This is a genomic window from Pseudomonas sp. BR20 (assembly GCF_050780135.1).
Classification (GTDB): domain Bacteria; phylum Pseudomonadota; class Gammaproteobacteria; order Pseudomonadales; family Pseudomonadaceae; genus Aquipseudomonas.
The window spans coordinates 2,919,237-2,935,924 of record NZ_CP172012.1; the positions used below are offsets into that span (position 1 = coordinate 2,919,237).

15 protein-coding genes and 1 pseudogene are annotated in these 16,688 nt (G+C 61.7%); 9 read left to right on the plus strand and 7 right to left on the minus strand.

The genetic code is table 11. The features are described 5' to 3' along the window. Nucleotides 1–223: 223 nt before the first annotated feature. Nucleotides 224–1,792: a TerC family protein gene (locus ACHPFG_RS13500; protein WP_431703016.1), complete on the plus strand. Its 1,569-nt coding sequence runs from the start codon at nt 224–226 to the stop codon at nt 1,790–1,792. A 34-nt stretch (nt 1,793–1,826) separates the two neighbouring features. Here the strand turns inward: ACHPFG_RS13500 and ACHPFG_RS13505 are convergent. Then, nucleotides 1,827–2,102 (minus strand): annotated as a pseudogene (locus ACHPFG_RS13505) (thioredoxin family protein); the annotation flags it as partial. A gap of 75 nt (nt 2,103–2,177) precedes the next feature. Further along, the gene (locus tag ACHPFG_RS13510) at nt 2,178–2,426 is read right to left on the minus strand and encodes a hypothetical protein (protein ID WP_431703018.1); all 249 of its coding nucleotides are present in this window, start codon (nt 2,424–2,426) and stop codon (nt 2,178–2,180) included. A gap of 332 nt (nt 2,427–2,758) precedes the next feature. Between ACHPFG_RS13510 and ACHPFG_RS13515 the strand changes: the two genes are divergently transcribed. The 8 genes from ACHPFG_RS13515 (at nt 2,759) to ACHPFG_RS13550 (ending at nt 9,193) form a co-directional block, all read left to right on the plus strand. Further along, entirely contained in the window at nt 2,759–3,607 is an 849-nt protein-coding gene (locus tag ACHPFG_RS13515; protein WP_027608633.1) for a transporter substrate-binding domain-containing protein, read from the plus strand. Between the two features lie 52 nt (nt 3,608–3,659). Further along, nucleotides 3,660–4,322: an amino acid ABC transporter permease gene (locus tag ACHPFG_RS13520; protein WP_431703020.1), complete on the plus strand. Its 663-nt coding sequence runs from the start codon at nt 3,660–3,662 to the stop codon at nt 4,320–4,322. 11 nt (nt 4,323–4,333) lie between these two features. Then, entirely contained in the window at nt 4,334–4,996 is a 663-nt protein-coding gene (locus ACHPFG_RS13525) for an amino acid ABC transporter permease (RefSeq protein ID WP_145337515.1), read from the plus strand. Next, nucleotides 4,993–5,775: an amino acid ABC transporter ATP-binding protein gene (locus tag ACHPFG_RS13530; RefSeq protein WP_131699291.1), complete on the plus strand. Its 783-nt coding sequence runs from the start codon at nt 4,993–4,995 to the stop codon at nt 5,773–5,775. Before ACHPFG_RS13525 ends, ACHPFG_RS13530 begins: the two co-directional genes overlap by 4 nt. Nucleotides 5,776–5,791: 16 nt before the next feature. Next, entirely contained in the window at nt 5,792–6,181 is a 390-nt protein-coding gene (locus ACHPFG_RS13535) for a RidA family protein (RefSeq protein ID WP_010210958.1), read from the plus strand. 107 nt (nt 6,182–6,288) lie between these two features. After that, nucleotides 6,289–7,053 (plus strand): IclR family transcriptional regulator, encoded by a 765-nt coding sequence (locus ACHPFG_RS13540; RefSeq protein WP_053128357.1) that lies wholly within the window; start codon nt 6,289–6,291, stop codon nt 7,051–7,053. 9 nt (nt 7,054–7,062) lie between these two features. Next, nucleotides 7,063–8,271 (plus strand): amino acid deaminase, encoded by a 1,209-nt coding sequence (locus tag ACHPFG_RS13545; protein WP_431703023.1) that lies wholly within the window; start codon nt 7,063–7,065, stop codon nt 8,269–8,271. 10 nt (nt 8,272–8,281) lie between these two features. Then, nucleotides 8,282–9,193 carry a sugar kinase gene (locus ACHPFG_RS13550; protein WP_431703025.1) on the plus strand — a complete coding sequence of 304 codons (912 nt, stop codon included), beginning with the start codon at nt 8,282–8,284 and terminating at the stop codon, nt 9,191–9,193. 124 nt (nt 9,194–9,317) lie between these two features. Here the strand turns inward: ACHPFG_RS13550 and ACHPFG_RS13555 are convergent, their stop codons facing one another. From ACHPFG_RS13555 to ACHPFG_RS13575, 5 genes are all read right to left on the minus strand, one after another. Next, a complete protein-coding gene (locus tag ACHPFG_RS13555; RefSeq protein WP_010564624.1) occupies nt 9,318–9,593 on the minus strand; it encodes a peptidylprolyl isomerase in 276 nt (91 codons plus the stop codon). 31 nt (nt 9,594–9,624) lie between these two features. Next, nucleotides 9,625–12,132 carry a PAS domain-containing protein gene (locus ACHPFG_RS13560; protein WP_431703028.1) on the minus strand — a complete coding sequence of 836 codons (2,508 nt, stop codon included), beginning with the start codon at nt 12,130–12,132 and terminating at the stop codon, nt 9,625–9,627. A 140-nt stretch (nt 12,133–12,272) separates the two neighbouring features. Then, a complete protein-coding gene (locus tag ACHPFG_RS13565) occupies nt 12,273–14,225 on the minus strand; it encodes an acetoacetate--CoA ligase (protein ID WP_431703030.1) in 1,953 nt (650 codons plus the stop codon). Nucleotides 14,226–14,387: 162 nt separating this feature from the next. Beyond that, complete coding sequence (locus ACHPFG_RS13570) at nt 14,388–15,161, minus strand: 3-hydroxybutyrate dehydrogenase (RefSeq protein ID WP_131699297.1); 774 nt, start codon at nt 15,159–15,161, stop codon at nt 14,388–14,390. A gap of 7 nt (nt 15,162–15,168) precedes the next feature. Continuing rightward, the gene (locus ACHPFG_RS13575; RefSeq protein ID WP_131699298.1) at nt 15,169–16,560 is read right to left on the minus strand and encodes a GntP family permease; all 1,392 of its coding nucleotides are present in this window, start codon (nt 16,558–16,560) and stop codon (nt 15,169–15,171) included. Between the last annotated feature and the right edge of the window lie 128 nt (nt 16,561–16,688).

Below are 16,688 nucleotides of genomic sequence, written 5' to 3' on the forward strand. Positions count from 1 at the left end.
CATTGTAGGAGATTTGTATTTCGCCTGTACGATTCAAGTCCTTTTGTTATTTCAGGACGTGCATGAACATCCTCTCGGAGCCTCCCGGTCGTCTTTCCCCAAGACATTTGCTGCCGCTGTTCCCGCTGAAACATCCCGTATTCCGACTGCCAGCCTTGTCCCGGTCCACCGATCGTGCGTTGCCGTGCCCGGCATTCTGAAACCTGTAAAGAGACTTATATAAATGGAATGGTTAGCGGATCCAACGGCCTGGCTCGGCCTGTTGACCTTGATTGTGCTGGAACTGGTGCTGGGCATCGACAACCTGGTGTTTATTGCGATCCTGGCGGACAAGCTGCCGCCGGAGCAGCGTGACCGTGCGCGGTTGATCGGTTTGTCCCTGGCGCTGCTGATGCGCCTGGGCCTGCTGGCGAGTATTTCCTGGTTGGTGACCCTCACTCAGCCGCTGTTCGAGGTGTTCGACAAGAGCTTCTCCGGGCGTGACCTGATCATGCTGTTCGGCGGTGTATTCCTGTTGTTCAAGGCCACCATGGAACTGCACGAACGCCTGGAAGGTCATGTGGCCCAGCGCACCGGCAATGTGGCGTACGCCATGTTCTGGCCGATCGTGGCGCAGATCGTGGTGCTCGACGCGGTGTTCTCCCTGGATGCGGTGATCACTGCCGTGGGCATGGTCGATGAGTTGGCGGTGATGATGATCGCCGTGATCATTTCCATCGGTCTGATGATCGTGGCGAGCAAGCCGCTTACGCGCTTCGTTAACGCCCACCCGACGGTGATCATGCTGTGCCTGGGCTTCCTGATGATGATCGGTTTTGCCCTGACCGCCGAGGGCCTGGGTTTCCATATTCCGAAGGGCTACCTGTACGCGGCGATTGGTTTCTCGATCCTGATTGAAGTGTTCAACCAGATTGCCCGCGCGCGTCGCAAGAAATCTGCGCAGGGGGTGTTGCCGGTACGTGAGCGGACGGCCCATGCGGTGATGCGCCTGCTCGGCGGCCGCAGCCTGGCGGTGGAAGAGGTGGGCGAAGACGTGGCTGACCTGTTGGGCGAGACGGATGCTGCGCAAGGGCCGCTATTCGACCGACGTGAACGGGTGATGATCAGCGGTGTGCTGCAACTGGCCGAGCGGCCGATTCGCACCTTGATGACGCCGCGGGCCAACGTCGACTTTATCGACCTGGCTGACGATCCTGACACGATTCGCCTGAAGCTGATGCATTCGTCCTATTCGCGCCTGCCGTTGATCCGCAATGGCGCGGTGGATGAGCCGCTGGGCTTTGTGCACAAGAAAGAACTGCTCAAGGAATACCTGGCCGGCAACGAGCCGAACCTGGAGCACCTCGCGCGTCGAGCGATCAACCTGCTGGAGAGCTTTTCGATCCTCAATGCCCTGGAGCAGATGCGCCAGGAATCGACCCATATCGCCTTCGTGATCAACGAGTTCGGTGACTTCATGGGGGTATTGAGCATGACCGACATTCTTGAATCCATCGCCGGTGAATTGCCGGATGCCAGTGAGATCGAAGGGCCGGATATTGTCGAGGAAGGCGCCGGCTTCCGTGCCAATGGCGGCTTGAACCTCACCCAGATTCGTCAGCGCACCGGCTTCAAGGCTGTCGCGACCGAGGATTACCAGACCCTGGCCGGTCTGGTAATGAGTCTGCTCGACCGCCTGCCGGTGGTGGGCGATAGCCTGGAGCATGAGGGCTGGCGCCTGACGGTGGCAGCGGTGGAGGAGCGGCGGGTGACGCAGGTGCTGCTGCATCCTGAAGAAGCGCATAGCGCTTGAATAACGCTTCTACCCGTTGTGTTTGTTGATCCTCGGGGCCGAAACCTTTGAGTTTCTCGACCAGGTTGCCGTTGAGGTAGATCAACAGCGTTGGGGTGCCCGTGACCTCCGGGTGCCTTGGCGTATGGGCACAATCCAGTACCAGGCTTGTCACTGCGGGGTATTTGCCCGCTATCAGTTCAAACAAGGGTGCCGAGCTTGCACAGGCGGCGCAATGCTGCGAGACAAACAGCAGGAATACCGGGCGTGATGTGCTCAGCACGCGTCGATACTCCTCGGCGTTGGCGATGGTTGCGGTGGCATACCCCATGACAATATTCCTCCTGGACGCTGCGGCTTTTTGCCAACGCTAAGCCGGAGGATCACCTTCGTCTACTGTCAACCTTCACAGGTCTGCCTCACGCTCCGCACGTTCCCGGGCCTTGCGCGCCTGGTTCGCGCACTTGCGGTATTCCTCATTGTCCCGGGAGGCCTTGGCCCGGCGATAGTCGTGGTGGTTCTGGCTGGTGTAGTTGGTGTCGAAGGCTTCCTTGAGCTTCTGCAGTTCCTCCTTGCATTCGCGACGCTCGTTGCTGGCCGAGGCGTTGCCGGCTGCCAGCAAGGTGAGCACAACCAGGGTAAGACATGACTTCATCAGGGCAGGGTCCTTGTCGGCAGGGATGTGCCAAGGCTAGTTCAGCGTGGGGATTCTTCCACGCTGCGCGCGCACTGCAACGGTGCGCGGTAACGCTGTTGCAGTGCGTCCAATCGGACCTGTCACCGCCATATGAGGCCCTGGGTAGCAATGTGATTGCAGATGCTGGCTTAACGCCTTGTCTCGCAGAGGGATTTATCTAACTGATTTAACAAGCCTTTATTCCTGGCATGTTTTTCTGTGAGTGCGTGTGGCACACTTTCTGCTGTCTATTCCGTTGTTACATACTAAGTTCCGGTATAGCGGAATACACAACTCCTGGAGTGCTTGTCATGCATCACCGACCTTCCGTGTTTAAAGCGTGTGTTTTTCTCTTCGCCGCATCGGCTTCCCTCGCAGGCATCGTGCAGGCGGCGGACAGCAAGCTCGATGATGTGCTCAAGCGTGGGCACCTGATCGTGGGTACAGGCAGTACCAATGCGCCGTGGCACTTCCAGGGAGCGGATGGCAAGTTGCAGGGGTTTGATATCGACATCGGCCGCATTGTGGCCAAGGGCTTGTTCAACGACCCGAGCAAGGTCGAGTTTGTGGTGCAGTCCTCCGACGCCCGCATTCCCAACCTGCTGACCGACAAGGTCGACATGAGCTGCCAGTTCATCACCGTCACCGCCAGCCGTGCGCAGCAAGTGGCGTTCACGCTGCCGTACTACCGCGAAGGCGTGGGCCTGCTGCTGCCGAATAACAGCAAATACAAGGAAATCGAAGACCTGCAGGCGGCGGGCGATGGCGTCACCGTGGCCGTGCTGCAGAACGTGTATGCCGAAGAACTGGTGCACCAGGCACTGCCCAAGGCCAAGGTCGACCAGTACGACAGCGTCGACTTGATGTACCAGGCCGTGAACTCCGGTCGCGCCGATGCCGCCGCCACCGACCAGTCCTCGGTCAAGTACCTGATGGTGCAGAACCCCGGCCGCTACCGCAGCCCGGCCTATGCCTGGAGCCCGCAGACCTACGCGTGTGCGGTCAAGCGTGGCGACCAGGACTGGCTGAACTTCGTCAACACCGCACTGCATGAAGCCATGACCGGTGTGGAGTTCCCCACCTACAAGGCGTCGTTCAAGCAGTGGTTCGGTGTGGACCTGCCGGAACCTGCGATTGGTTTCCCCGTCGAGTTCAAGTGATTCGTGAAAACCGGGGCGCCGCCAACGGCGCCCCCATCAGGTACTGCTGACCATGAACTATCAGTTGAACTTTGCCGCCGTATGGCGTGATTTCGACACCTTGCTGGCGGGGCTCGGCCTGGGCCTGCAACTGGCATTGCTGTCGATCGCCATCGGTTGCGTGATCGGCCTGTTGATGGCGTTTGCCATGCTGTCCAAACACCGCGCGTTGCGCATCCTGGCCTCGGTGTATGTGACGGTGATCCGCAATACGCCGATCCTGGTGCTGATCCTGTTGATCTACTTTGCGTTGCCCAGCATCGGCATCCGCCTGGACAAGATCCCCTCGTTCATCATCACCTTGTCGTTGTACGCCGGCGCCTACCTGACCGAAGTGTTCCGCGCCGGGCTGTTGAATATTCCCAAGGGCTTGCGCGAAGCCGGCTTGGCCATCGGCCTCGGCGAATGGCGGATCCGCGCGTATATCACCGTGCCGGTGATGCTGCGCAACGTACTGCCTGCGCTGTCGAACAACTTTATCTCGCTGTTCAAGGACACCTCCCTGGCCGCCGCCATCGCGGTGCCCGAGCTGACCTATTACGCGCGCAAGATCAACGTCGAAAGCTACCGGGTGATTGAAACCTGGCTGGTCACGACCGCGCTCTACGTGGCGGCCTGTTATCTCATCGCCATGCTGCTCCGTTACCTGGAACAGCGTCTGGCGATCCGTCGTTAAGGAGGGTTTCCATGTACGAGTCCCCCAGTTGGCTGCATGAGTTGTGGATCGCCCGGGATACCCTCTGGGCGGGGTTTCAAACCAGCATTTATTGCTCGGCGCTGGCGATTATCTTTGGCACCCTGATTGGCATATTCGCCGGGCTGGTGTTGACCTACGGCAGATTCTGGATGCGCGCACCGTTTCGCCTGTATGTCGACCTGATCCGTGGCACTCCGGTGTTTGTGCTGGTGCTGGCGTGTTTCTACATGCTGCCGGCGCTCGGCTGGAAAATCAGCGCGTTCCAGGCCGGCGCCGTCGGGCTCACGCTGTTCTGCGGCTCCCACGTCGCGGAAATCGTGCGAGGTGCGCTGCAAGCCATTCCCCGTGGTCAACTGGAAGCCGGCAAGGCGATAGGCCTGACGTTCCGGCAGTCCCTGGCCTACGTGCTGTTGCCCCAGGCGCTGCGGCAGATCCTGCCGACCTGGGTCAATTCCTCGACGGAAATCGTCAAGGCCTCGACGTTGCTCTCGGTGATCGGCGTCGCTGAATTGCTGCTGAGTACCCAGCAGGTGATCGCACGTACCTTCATGACCCTGGAGTTTTATCTGTTCGCCGGGTTTCTGTTCTTTGTCATCAACTACGCCATCGAGTTATTCGGGCGCTACATTGAAAAGCGGGTGGCCTTGCCATGAACCAACCTCAAACCAACCAACCGCTGCTGAATATCTGCGGCCTGCGTAAACAATACGGCGAGGTCGAAGTGCTCAAGGGCGTCGACCTGTCCATGCAGCGCGGCAACGTGGTGACGTTGATCGGCTCCAGCGGCTCGGGCAAGACCACGTTGCTGCGTTGTGTCAACTTGCTGGAAGAATTCCAGGGCGGGCAGATCACCCTGGATGGCGAGTCCATCGGCTACAGCGACATCGGCGGCAAGCGCGTGCGTCACCCCGAGCGCGTGATCGCCCAGCACCGGGCGATGACCGGCATGGCATTCCAGCAGTTCAACCTGTTTCCCCATCTGACCGCGTTGCAGAACGTCACCCTCGGCCTGTTGAAAGTTAAGAAAATGCCTAAGGACGAGGCGGTGGCACTCGCGGAAAAATGGTTGGACCGTGTAGGACTTTTGGAGCGCCGCAATCACTTCCCGGGCCAGTTGTCCGGGGGGCAGCAACAGCGTGTGGCGATTGCCCGCGCCATTGCCATGAACCCGAGCCTGATGCTGTTCGACGAAGTTACCTCGGCCCTTGACCCGGAACTGGTGGGCGAGGTGCTCAGTGTGATCAAGGGGCTGGCGGAAGAGGGCATGACCATGTTGCTGGTCACCCACGAAATGCGCTTTGCCTATGAAGTCTCGGACAAGATCGTCTTCATGAACCAGGGCCGGATTGAAGAGCAGGGCTCGTCGAAGGATATCTTCGAGCGGCCGCAATCGCCGCGCCTTGCGGAATTTCTCAAGAACATTCGTTTTTAATCAGGAGCATCGTTTTATGAGCATCACTCGTTACGGAGCCGGCAGCACTGCCGGCGGTGGCCAGCCTCGTCCCTTCGCCCGCGCGGTGGAAGCGGACGGTTGGCTGTACGTCTCGGGCCAAGTGCCTGCGGTGGATGGCGAAATCATCACTGGCGGGATCATCGAGCAAACCCGACAGACCATGCGCAACGTGGTGGCGATCCTCGAAGAAGCCGGCTACGAGTTAAAAGACGTGGTGCGGGTGGGTGTGTGGCTGGAAGACCCACGGGACTTCTGGAGTTTCAACAAGGTCTTCGGCGAGTACTTCACCCCGGAACACGCCCCGGCGCGGGCCTGTGTGCAGGCCAACATGATGGTGGACTGCAAAGTCGAGATTGATTGCGTGGCCTACAAGAAAAAGGGCTAAATTGCCCCCACTCTTAAGCCCACCAGAGATCAAATGTGGGAGGAGGCTTGCCCCCTCCCACAGTGGACCTGCGCCAGCCCTACCATTTCGACCGGACCGAAATTGCCATGACCGAAGACACCATCAAACGCCGCGCCAAAGGCCTGGACCGTGCATTCGATATCCTCGATTTTCTCAAGGAGATCGGCCAGCCCCTGCGCCCGAATGATATTGCCAGCGGCATCGGCAGCCCCAAATCCACGGTCTACGAGCTGGTCGCCTCCTTGTTGGAGCGGCGCATCCTCGAAACCGTGGGCAAGGACGGTCACGTCTATCTCGGCCGCCAGCTGTACTTCCTCGGGCAGGCGCACCTGCGTCATTTCGACCTGACCCGCGAGGCCGACCACGCCTTGCAGGAGATTGTCAGCCAAACCCACGAAACCGCACAGATGTGCCTGCTCAACGGGCGCAAATACACGGTGGCGCTGATGCGCGAAGGCGAGCGGCATTTCCGCATTTCCTCGGACATCGGTGAAAACGCGCCGATCCCGTGGACGGCCTCCGGGCGCCTGTTGCTGGGGCACTTGAGCGACCAGCAGATCATCGACCTGATCGACCACGACGACTTTATCCTGCCGGATGGCCAGCGCCTGCCGCTGGAGACCTTCCTCGCGCAAATCCGCCAGGCCACCCTCGATGGGTTCTTTTCCTTCGACAGCGTGGCCGACACCTTTACCCACTGCTTTGCCGCCCCGGTCCGGGACGCGCAGGGCGTCAGCATTGCGACCCTGTGCATCGTCGCCCCTCGCGCCGATGCGAGCAAAAACTACAACGACTATCGCCGGGTGTTGATCGACAGCGCCAACAACCTGGCCCGTCGCATCAACGAATAGGAGTTTTCCATGTCTGCCATCAACGCCGTTGAAAAGGGTGCCGCCGCCGTCGGTGCCCATTTGGTCCGTGACGTCAGCCTGCCCGCCCTGGTGCTGCACCGCGACGCCCTGGAACACAACATTCGCTGGATGCAGGATTTCGTCAGCAACAGCGGCGCCGAACTCGCGCCCCATGGCAAAACCAGCATGATGCCCGCGTTGTTCCAGCGCCAGATCGCCCAAGGCGCCTGGGGCATCACCCTGGCCAACGCCGTGCAGACCCGCGCCGCCTATGCCGGCGGTGTGCGCCGTGTGCTGATGGCCAACCAGTTGGTGGGCGCGCCGAACATGGCGTTGATCGCCGACTTGCTGGCTGATCCGGATTTCGACTTTCACTGCATGGTCGATCACCCGGACAACGTCGCCGACCTGGGCCTGTTCTTCGCCGCCCGTGGCCTGCGCTTGAACGTGATGATCGAATACGGCGTGGTCGGCGGCCGTTGCGGTTGCCGCAGCGAGCAGGAAGTGCGCGACCTGGCCAAGGCGATCAAGGCCCAACCGGCCCTGGCCCTCACCGGTATCGAAGGCTATGAAGGGGTGATCCACGGCGAGCACGCCATCAGTGGCATCCGCGACTTCGCCGCGAGCCTGGTGCGCCTGGCCGTGGACCTGCAAAACAACGGTTCCTTCGACCTGCCCAAGCCCATTATCACGGCGTCGGGTTCGGCCTGGTATGACCTGATCGCCGAGTCCTTCGAAGCGCAAAACGCCGCCGGCCGTTTCCTCAGTGTGCTGCGCCCCGGCAGTTATGTGGCCCACGACCACGGTATCTACAAAGCGGCGCAGTGCTGCGTGCTCGACCGCCGCAGCGACCTTCATGAAGGCCTGCGCCCGGCCCTCGAAGTCTGGGCCCATGTGCAATCGTTGCCTGAGCCGGGGTTTGCGGTGATCGCCCTGGGCAAGCGCGACGTGGCCTACGACGCCGGTTTGCCGGTGCCGCTCAAACGCTATCGGGCCGGGATTCTCCCGGCTGAAGGCGATGATGTGGGCGCCTGCACCGTCACCGCCGTGATGGACCAGCACGCCTTCATGACCGTGGCGGCAGGTGTCGAGCTGCGCATCGGCGACATTATTTCCTTCGGCACCTCGCACCCTTGCCTGACCTTCGACAAGTGGCAGGTCGGTTGCCTGGTGGATGAGCAGTTGCAGGTGATCGAGTCCCTGGAAACCCGTTTCTGAGTGTAAAACCATGACCACCGCCTCTCCACGCATTGCCCTGATCGGCGAATGCATGATCGAACTGCAACACCGCGCCGACGGCAGCCTGCAACAGAGCTTCGGCGGCGACACCCTGAACGCGGCGGTGTACCTGCGCCGTGAGCTGGGCGATGTCGGCAGTGTCGACTACGTCACCGCCCTGGGCGATGACAGCTTCAGCGATGCCATGTGCCGGCAATGGCAGGAAGAGGGGCTTGGGCTGGAGAGGGTCCAGCGCTTGCCTGGACGTTTGCCCGGCTTGTACTGCATCCAGACCGATGCCGCCGGCGAGCGCAAATTCCTCTACTGGCGCAACGAAGCGGCGGTGCGCGACTGCTTTACCACGCCCGCCGCCGAACCGATCCTGGCGGTATTGCCGGGGTACGACGTGGTGTATTTCAGCGGCATTACCCTGGCGGTGCTGGGTGAAGTCGGGCGGCAGCGCTTGCTCGAAGTCCTGATCGAAACCCGCCGACGTGGCGGCAAAGTGGTATTCGACAACAACTACCGGCCACGGCTGTGGGCCACGGTGGACGTTGCCCGTGAGGCTTATCGCACCGTACTGGCCGAGGTGGATATCGCCTTGCTGACTGAAGATGACGAGCGCGCGCTGTTTGGTTATGCCGACAGCGAACAAGTGTTCGCGGCGTACCCGGCGATTGCGGAGGTGGTGCTCAAGCGCGGTGCGGATACGTGCTTTATTCGTTGCGACGGCGAGCGCTTTGGTGTGCCGGCATTGAAGGTGGAGAAGGTGGTGGACACCACGGCGGCGGGGGATTCGTTCAGTGCTGCGTACCTGGCCAGTCGGCTCAAGGGTGGTTCGCCGCAGGAGGCGGCGTTGGCTGGACATCGGTTGGCGAGCCGTGTCATTCAGGTGTCTGGTGCGCTGATCCCCAGGGAGTAGGTGAATGGCCGCCTGCGGCGGATCGGGAGCAAGCCCCCTCCCACAGTTGACCGCATTCGTCCAGATGAAATGCGGTCAAGTGTGGGAGGGGGCTTGCCCCCGATAGCGGCCTTAAGTCAACGCCTCAATCGCGGTAAAACACCTGCACCAGGTGATACCCGAACTTGCTCTTGATCGGCCCGTGAACCACCTTCACCGGCTTCTTGAAGATCACCGCATCAATCACCCCGACCATCTGCCCAGGCCGCACTTCACCCAAATCGCCGCCGCGCTTGCCGGAGGGGCAAGTGGAGTACTTCTTGGCCAGCACATCGAAGGCTTCGCCCTTGGCAATGCGCTGCTTGAGTTGTTCGGCTTCTTCGCTGGTTTTCACCAGGATATGGCGGGCTTGGGCTTTCATTGATCTCTACCAGGTGTGCGACGGCGCGCGATTATGCCTGAACTGAATCATCGACGCTGATCATGCTGCGGATTTTGGTCGCCAGCAGGTCGATGGAAAAAGGCTTGGCGACCATGTCCATGCCGTCCTCCAGGAAGCCCTGGCGCTCGGCGGCTTTCTCCGCGTAGCCGGTCATGAACAGCACCTTGAGGCCCGGCCGATGCTGGCGGGCGATCTCCGCCAGTTGGCGGCCGTTCATGCCGGGCAGGCCGACATCGGTCACCAGCAGGTCCACGCGCAGGTCCGACTCCAGCAACGGCAGCGCCGCACGCGCATCCGCCGCCTGGTGCGCGGTATAGCCCAACTCGTCGAGTACATTGACCACCAGCATGCGCACCGCCGGGTCATCCTCGACCACCACCACCGCTTCGCCGGCAAGGGCTACCGGGACTTCGCCCAAATGAGCGGGCAGGCTGCTTTCCAGGGAGGTGCCGTGCAGGCGCGGCAGGTACAAGCGCACGCAGGTGCCCTGGCCCGGTTCGCTCTGGATGGTCACGTGACCACCGGACTGCTGGGCAAACCCGTAGATCATCGACAGCCCCAGGCCGGTGCCCTGGCCGATGGGTTTGGTGGTGAAGAACGGGTCGAACGCCTTGGCGAGAATCTTCGGTGCCATGCCGCTGCCGTTGTCGCACACGCCAAGCATCACATAGTCGCCGGCCCTGACCGGTTCGAGGGTGGTGATATCGGTGCCGTCGAGGTAACTGTTGGCGGTTTCGATCAGCAGTTCGCCGCCGTCGGGCATGGCGTCGCGCGCGTTGATCACCAGGTTGAGCAGGGCATTTTCCAGTTGGCTGGCGTCGGTGTTGACCGGCCAGATATCGCGGCCCAATTGCACCTTGAGCGTGATATGGGCGCCCTTGGTGCGCTGGAACAGCTCCTCCAGGGACGCCACCAACTGGTTGGGGTCCAGTGGGCGAAGGTCCAGCGACTGGCGTCGCGAGAAAGCCAGCAGGCGATGGGTGAGGGCGGCCGCGCGATGGGCCGAGGATACGGCGGTTTCGGTAAAGCGGCCGATTTCCTCGCTGCGCCCGGCGGCGATGTAGCGCTGCATCAGGTCCAGGCTGCCGATGATACCGGTGAGCATATTGTTGAAGTCGTGGGCGATACCGCCGGTGAGCTGGCCCACCGCTTCCATCTTCTGCGCATGGCGCAGGGCGTCTTCGGCGCGCTCACGCTCGAACATCTCGGTTTTCAGGCGTTCGTTGGCTTCGGCCAGCGCCTGGGTACGCTGGGCCACACGTTCCTCGAGGTTCTCGTTGAGGTGGCGCAGGGCTTCTTCGGTGAGTTTGCGTTCGGTTTCGTCGATCACAAAGATGTAGAAACCGTTCACCGAACCGTCATTGCTGAAGCGCGGCAGGTATTTCATCAACGCATGACGCGGGCGGCCATCGCGATGGGGGGTGATGGTCATGAAACTGCAGGCCTTGCCCTTGAGCGCAGCGGCGATCTTGTCTTCGCGCCCGGCGTACACCTCGTCGCCGAGCACCTCGCGGATGGTCTTGCCGTACAGCTCCTGGGGCGTCATGCCGTACCACTCGAGGTAGGCGCTGTTGTTCAGGCGAAAGCGCTGCTCGTGGTCGACGTAGCCGATCAGCACCGGCATGGCGTTGATGATCAACTGCAGCTCGGTCTGGCTCTGGCGCAGGGCCTGCTCGGTGTGCTTGCGCTCGGTGAGGTCGAGTGCCGCGCCGAGGAAGCGCGCGGGGCGGCCCTGGTGATCCTTGTAGCAACGCCCGCGGGCAAACACCCAGCGCACCTGGCCGTCGGCTTGTTGCAGGCGGTATTCCTCGGCGTATTCGGTGCCGTGGGTGATGCAGTGCTTGATGCTGCGCGTCACGGTGCCCCGGTCTTCGGGGTGTACGCCGTGCAGGTAGTCGCTGATGGGCAACAGGCTGGCGTTGCTCGGGTCCACCCCGTGCAGGTAGGCGAAGTGGGCATCGGCGATAAAGCGGTCTTCGCCAATGTCCCAATCCCAGGTGCCCACTGCGTCGGTGGCGGCGAGGGCCAGTTGCAGGCGCTGCTCGGTGTTGTGCTGGGCCCTGCGACGTTCGTTGGTTTCGATGGCCGTGACCAGGATGCCGGCCACGCTGGCGCTTTCATCGCGGACCGGGCTGTAGGTCAGGTCCAGCCAGATTTCGGTGTCGCGATTGTTGCGTTGCAGGACGAACCGCTGCTCGCTGAAGGTACGCACCTGGCCGGTCAGTACGGCGTCGTAGATCGGTGCGGTGAAGCTTTCGAGTTCCGGCCAGGTCTGGTGCGCCGGCTGGCCCATGGCGTCGGGGTGCTTGTTGCCCGCCAGCAGGGCGAAGCCGTCGTTGTAGAGTTGGGTGAGTTCGCTGCCCCACAGCAGGAGCATCGGCATCGGTGAGTGGATGACGATGTCCACGGCTGTGCGCAGGCTTTGCGGCCAATCATTGGCCTCACCGAGGGGGCTGTGTGCCCAGTCCAGCCGCGCAATCAATGCAGCGGCTTCGCTACCGGTGGTTGTTCCCTTCATAAAAAGCCCTGAGCGTAACGCTTTGAAAAATGACAACACCCATTATCCCGTGGGAAACCTATGGGTGACTACCCTCGAAAAATAGCATGCATTGAGGGTTTGTCTTCAAATGAGTGCTTTAAGGCTGAAACCTTTCACCTTTACGCCAGCTCAGGGCGGTCGCGAAACTGCGCCAGGGCCTCCGGATTGGCCAGGGCGTCGGTGTTTTTCACCGGCTCGCCGTGCACCACGTTGCGCACTGCGAGTTCGACGATCTTGCCGCTGATGGTGCGGGGAATATCGCTGACGGCGAGGATCTTCGCCGGCACATGGCGCGGCGTGGTGTTGGCGCGTATTACCTGGCGGATCTGCTGCTCCAGGGCCTCATCCAGTTCGATCCCGTCATCGAGGCGCACAAACAGCACCACGCGCACATCGTCCTGCCAGCGCTGACCGATGGCCAGGCTTTCCAGCACCTGCGGGACTTTTTCCACCTGGCGATAAATCTCCGCAGTGCCGATGCGCACGCCGCCCGGGTTGAGCACCGCGTCGGAGCGGCCGTGAATCAGCAGGCTGCCGTTGGCGCGTTGTTCGGCGTAGTCGCCCTGGGCCCATACGCCGGGGAACTGACTGAAATACGAGGCGCGCAGCTTCTTCTGGTCCGGGTCGTTCCACAAGCCGATGGGCATCGCCGGAAAGTGCCGGGTGCACACCAGTTCGCCTTTTTCCTCGAGCAGCGGTTGGCCCTGGTCGTCCCACACCTCGATGGCCATCGCCAGGCTCTTGCATTGCATTTCACCGCGCCGTACCGGCAACACCGGGTTGCCGATCACAAAGCAGGAGACGATATCGGTGCCGCCGGACATTGAGGACAGGCACAGCTCGGCCTTGATCTCGCGGTAGACGTAGTCGTAGCTCTGGGGCGACAAGGGCGAGCCGGTCGAAATCAGGCCCTTGAGGCTGCCCAGGTCGTGGCTCAGGCGCGGTTGCAGCCCGGCCTTTTCCAGGGTGGCGAGGAACTTGGGGCTGGTGCCGAACACACTGATCTTTTCCGCGTCGATCAGGTCGATCAAGCGTTCCGGGCCGGGATGAAATGGCGAGCCGTCATACAGCACCGCCGTGGCCCCGATCGCCAGCACCGAGACCAGCCAGTTCCACATCATCCAGCCGCAGGTGGTGTAGTAGAACAGGCAGTCCTCGCGGGATATGTCCGCGTGCAGGCCGTGTTCCTTGAGGTGGGTAAGCAGCACGCCGCCGGTGCCGTGGATGATGCATTTGGGCACGCCGGTGGTGCCGCTGGAATAGAGGATATACAGCGGGTGATCGAACGGCACCGCGACGAACTCAGGCTCGCCGCCGGGTTGGTAGAAGTCGCTCCACAGCGCGACGCGGGCCTGGGTCTGATAGTCCTCGACGCAGGCCTGGGGTCGCGCATACGGGACGATGATCAATTGTTCCAGGGACGGCAGGCGTTCGAGGATTTCATTGAGCTTGGCGCTTTGGTCGATGGTTTTGCCGGCATAGCGGTAGCCGGCGCAGGTGATCAGCACCTTGGGCTCGATCTGGCCGAAGCGGTCGATCACGCCTTGGGTGCCGAAGTCTGGCGAGGAGCACGACCAGATCGCGCCCAGGCTGGTGGTGGCGAGCATGCCGACCAGGGTTTGCCAGGTGTTGGGCATGCACGCGGCCACCCGGTCACCGCTGCCGACACCGGCCGCCCGCAGACTGTCTTGCAGGCCGGCGACGTGGGCGGCCAGTTCGGCATAGGTGAGTTGTTCGCGTTGGCCGTCTTCACTGATCGCGACTACGGCCGGGTGATCGTCGCGTCGACGCAGCAGGTGTTCGGCAAAATTGAGGCTCGCGCCCGGAAACCACTGGGCGCTGGGCATCTCGGCGTCTTCGATCAACACCGTGCTGGGCGGGCTGCGAAACTGCACCTCGAAAAACGTGACGATTGCCTGCCAGAAGTCCGGGCGCTGGTCGATGCTCCACTGGTGCAGGGCCGGGTAGTCGTTTAGCTGCACGCCGTGGCGATCATTGATAAAGCGTCGGAACTGGTCCATCCGCGTGGTGCGGATGCGTTCCAGGGAGGGTTGCCAGAGGATTTCGGACATCAGCACGGTCTCTTGTTTTTATGCAGGTCTTCAAAACAATAGAATTCTACTGTGGGAGGGGGCTTGCTCCCGATAGCGGAGTATCAGCTAGCCCGTGTGGTACTGACCCACCGCCATCGGGAGCAAGTCCCCTCCCATAATTTAGAACTCCAGTGTCTGGTTTTATTGGGCCAGCCAGCCGCCATCAATGTTCCACGCCGCGCCACGTACCTGCGCACCGGCCTCGCTGCACAAAAACAACACCAGCTCACCCAACTGCGACGGTGTCACAAACTCCAGGGACGGCTGTTTCTCCGCCAGCAGATCATGCTGCGCCTGTTGCGGGTCGACGCCATTGGCCACGCGATCATCAATCTGCTTCTGCACCAGCGGCGTCAACACCCAGCCGGGGCAGATTGCATTGCAGGTCACGTTGCTGGTGGCGGTCTCCAGGCCCACCACCTTGGTCAAGCCGATCACGCCGTGCTTGGCTGCCACATACGCGGCCTTGCCCACCGAGCCGACCTGGCCGTGCACCGAGGCGATGTTGACGATACGCCCCCACCCCTTGGCTTTCATGCCTGGCAAGCTCAAGCGTGTGCTGTGGAACACCGACGACAGGTTGATCGCGATGATCGCGTCCCAGCGCTCCACCGGGAAGTCCTCCACCGCCGCCACATGCTGGATGCCGGCGTTGTTGACCAGGATGTCGACACCGCCGAACTCACGCTCGGCGTACGCGAGCATGTCGGCAATCTGCGCCGGGTCGCTGACGTCGGCCGGGTGATGGCCGACCTTGCCGCCAAACGCCTGCACCTGGGCGACCACCGCGCTGGCGTCGCCGAAGCCGTTGAGGATCAGGTTGGCGCCGGCCTTGGCCAGGCTCAGTGCGATGCCCAGGCCGATGCCGCTGGTGGAACCGGTAACCAGGGCGGTCTTGCCGTTCAATGTCGTCATGAAAACCTCACACAATGCCGGTGGCGTAGAAAGTACCGATCACCACGAACACCGCGAGGGTCTTGATAATCGTGATGCCGAAAATGTCCTTGTAGGCTTCGCGGTGGGTCAGGCCGGTCACCGCCAGCAGCGTGATCACCGCGCCGTTGTGGGGCAGGGTGTCCATGCCGCCGCTGGCCATGGCTGCGACCCGGTGCAGCACTTCAAGGGGAATATTGGCCGCATGGGCCGCCGAAATAAAGCTCTCGGACATGGCCGCCAGGGCGATGCTCATGCCACCGGACGCAGAGCCGGTGATACCGGCCAGCAGGGTCACGGTAATCGCTTCGTTGACCAGCGGGTTGGGGATGCCTTTCAGCCAATCCGCCAGTACCAGAAAGCCCGGCAGCGAGGCAATCACTGCACCAAAGCCGTATTCGGAAGCGGTGTTCATCGCCGCCAGCAACGCGCCGCTGACCGCGCTTTTGCTGCCCTCGGCGAGCTTACTTTTGATCGCCGACCACCCGAATGCCAGCACCATCAGGATCCCCACCAGCAACGCCGCCTGCACCGCCCAGATCGCGGTGAGCTTGGCGATTTCAGTGGTCACCGGCGCGCTCATGCCCGGCAGGCTGAGGCTGTGGGTCTTGCCGTACCACTGCGGAATCCAGTGGGTGAACAGCAGGTTCATCACGCCCACCAGGATCAGCGGCGACAGCGCGATCCAGGGGTTGGGCAGGGCAATGTTCTCGGCGGTCTCAGGCTCGTTGCGCAGTTCGGTGCCGTAGCCTTCACCGGCGCGTTGTGCCTTGTTGCGCTGGCGCGCCAGGTAAAGCATGCCGGCGCAGAACACGAAGATCGTGCCGATCAGCCCCAGCCACGGCGCCGCCCAGGCGGTGGTGTTGAAAAAGGTGCTGGGGATGATGTTCTGGATCTGCGGCGTGCCGGGCAGGGCGTCCATGGTGAACGAAAACGCACCGAGGGCAATGGTCGCCGGGATCAGGCGCTTGGGGATATTGCTCTGGCGGAACATCTCCGCCGCGAACGGGTACACCGCGAACACCACCACAAACAGCGACACGCCGCCGTAGGTGAGCAGGGCGCAGACCAGCACGATCACCAGCATCGCCTGGCGGGTGCCGAGCAGGCGGATCGCCGCAGCCACGATAGAGCGCGAGAAGCCCGACAGCTCGATCAGCTTGCCGAACACCGCACCGAGCAGGAACACCGGGAAATACAGTTTGATAAAGCCGACCATTTTCTCCATGAACACCCCGGTAAAGGCAGGGGCGACGGCGGACGGGTCGGTGAGCAGCACGGCGCCGAGGGCGGCGATGGGGGCAAACAGGATAACGCTATAGCCACGGTAGGCAGCCAGCATCAGCAACGCGAGCGCTGCCAGGGCAATGATCACACTCATGGTGTGTCTCCATCGGATTGTTATTGTTGTGGGTGAAGCGGTGGGGAGGGCTATAGCGAGATGTGTGCCATATTTTCAAGTTATTGAAATATATAGATATTTTAGATTTTCTTTTGATGGGTTTTGAA

What these genes read in the sequence shown, in the direction of transcription:
- ACHPFG_RS13500 (WP_431703016.1), top strand. Translation starts at nt 224, where the DNA reads ATGGAATGGTTAGCGGATCCAACGGCCTGGCTCGGCCTGTTGACCTTG.
- ACHPFG_RS13510 (WP_431703018.1), bottom strand. Translation starts at nt 2,426, where the DNA reads ATGAAGTCATGTCTTACCCTGGTTGTGCTCACCTTGCTGGCAGCCGGC.
- ACHPFG_RS13515 (WP_027608633.1), top strand. Translation starts at nt 2,759, where the DNA reads ATGCATCACCGACCTTCCGTGTTTAAAGCGTGTGTTTTTCTCTTCGCC.
- ACHPFG_RS13520 (WP_431703020.1), top strand. Translation starts at nt 3,660, where the DNA reads ATGAACTATCAGTTGAACTTTGCCGCCGTATGGCGTGATTTCGACACC.
- ACHPFG_RS13525 (WP_145337515.1), top strand. Translation starts at nt 4,334, where the DNA reads ATGTACGAGTCCCCCAGTTGGCTGCATGAGTTGTGGATCGCCCGGGAT.
- ACHPFG_RS13530 (WP_131699291.1), top strand. Translation starts at nt 4,993, where the DNA reads ATGAACCAACCTCAAACCAACCAACCGCTGCTGAATATCTGCGGCCTG.
- ACHPFG_RS13535 (WP_010210958.1), top strand. Translation starts at nt 5,792, where the DNA reads ATGAGCATCACTCGTTACGGAGCCGGCAGCACTGCCGGCGGTGGCCAG.
- ACHPFG_RS13540 (WP_053128357.1), top strand. Translation starts at nt 6,289, where the DNA reads ATGACCGAAGACACCATCAAACGCCGCGCCAAAGGCCTGGACCGTGCA.
- ACHPFG_RS13545 (WP_431703023.1), top strand. Translation starts at nt 7,063, where the DNA reads ATGTCTGCCATCAACGCCGTTGAAAAGGGTGCCGCCGCCGTCGGTGCC.
- ACHPFG_RS13550 (WP_431703025.1), top strand. Translation starts at nt 8,282, where the DNA reads ATGACCACCGCCTCTCCACGCATTGCCCTGATCGGCGAATGCATGATC.
- ACHPFG_RS13555 (WP_010564624.1), bottom strand. Translation starts at nt 9,593, where the DNA reads ATGAAAGCCCAAGCCCGCCATATCCTGGTGAAAACCAGCGAAGAAGCC.
- ACHPFG_RS13560 (WP_431703028.1), bottom strand. Translation starts at nt 12,132, where the DNA reads ATGAAGGGAACAACCACCGGTAGCGAAGCCGCTGCATTGATTGCGCGG.
- ACHPFG_RS13565 (WP_431703030.1), bottom strand. Translation starts at nt 14,225, where the DNA reads ATGTCCGAAATCCTCTGGCAACCCTCCCTGGAACGCATCCGCACCACG.
- ACHPFG_RS13570 (WP_131699297.1), bottom strand. Translation starts at nt 15,161, where the DNA reads ATGACGACATTGAACGGCAAGACCGCCCTGGTTACCGGTTCCACCAGC.
- ACHPFG_RS13575 (WP_131699298.1), bottom strand. Translation starts at nt 16,560, where the DNA reads ATGAGTGTGATCATTGCCCTGGCAGCGCTCGCGTTGCTGATGCTGGCT.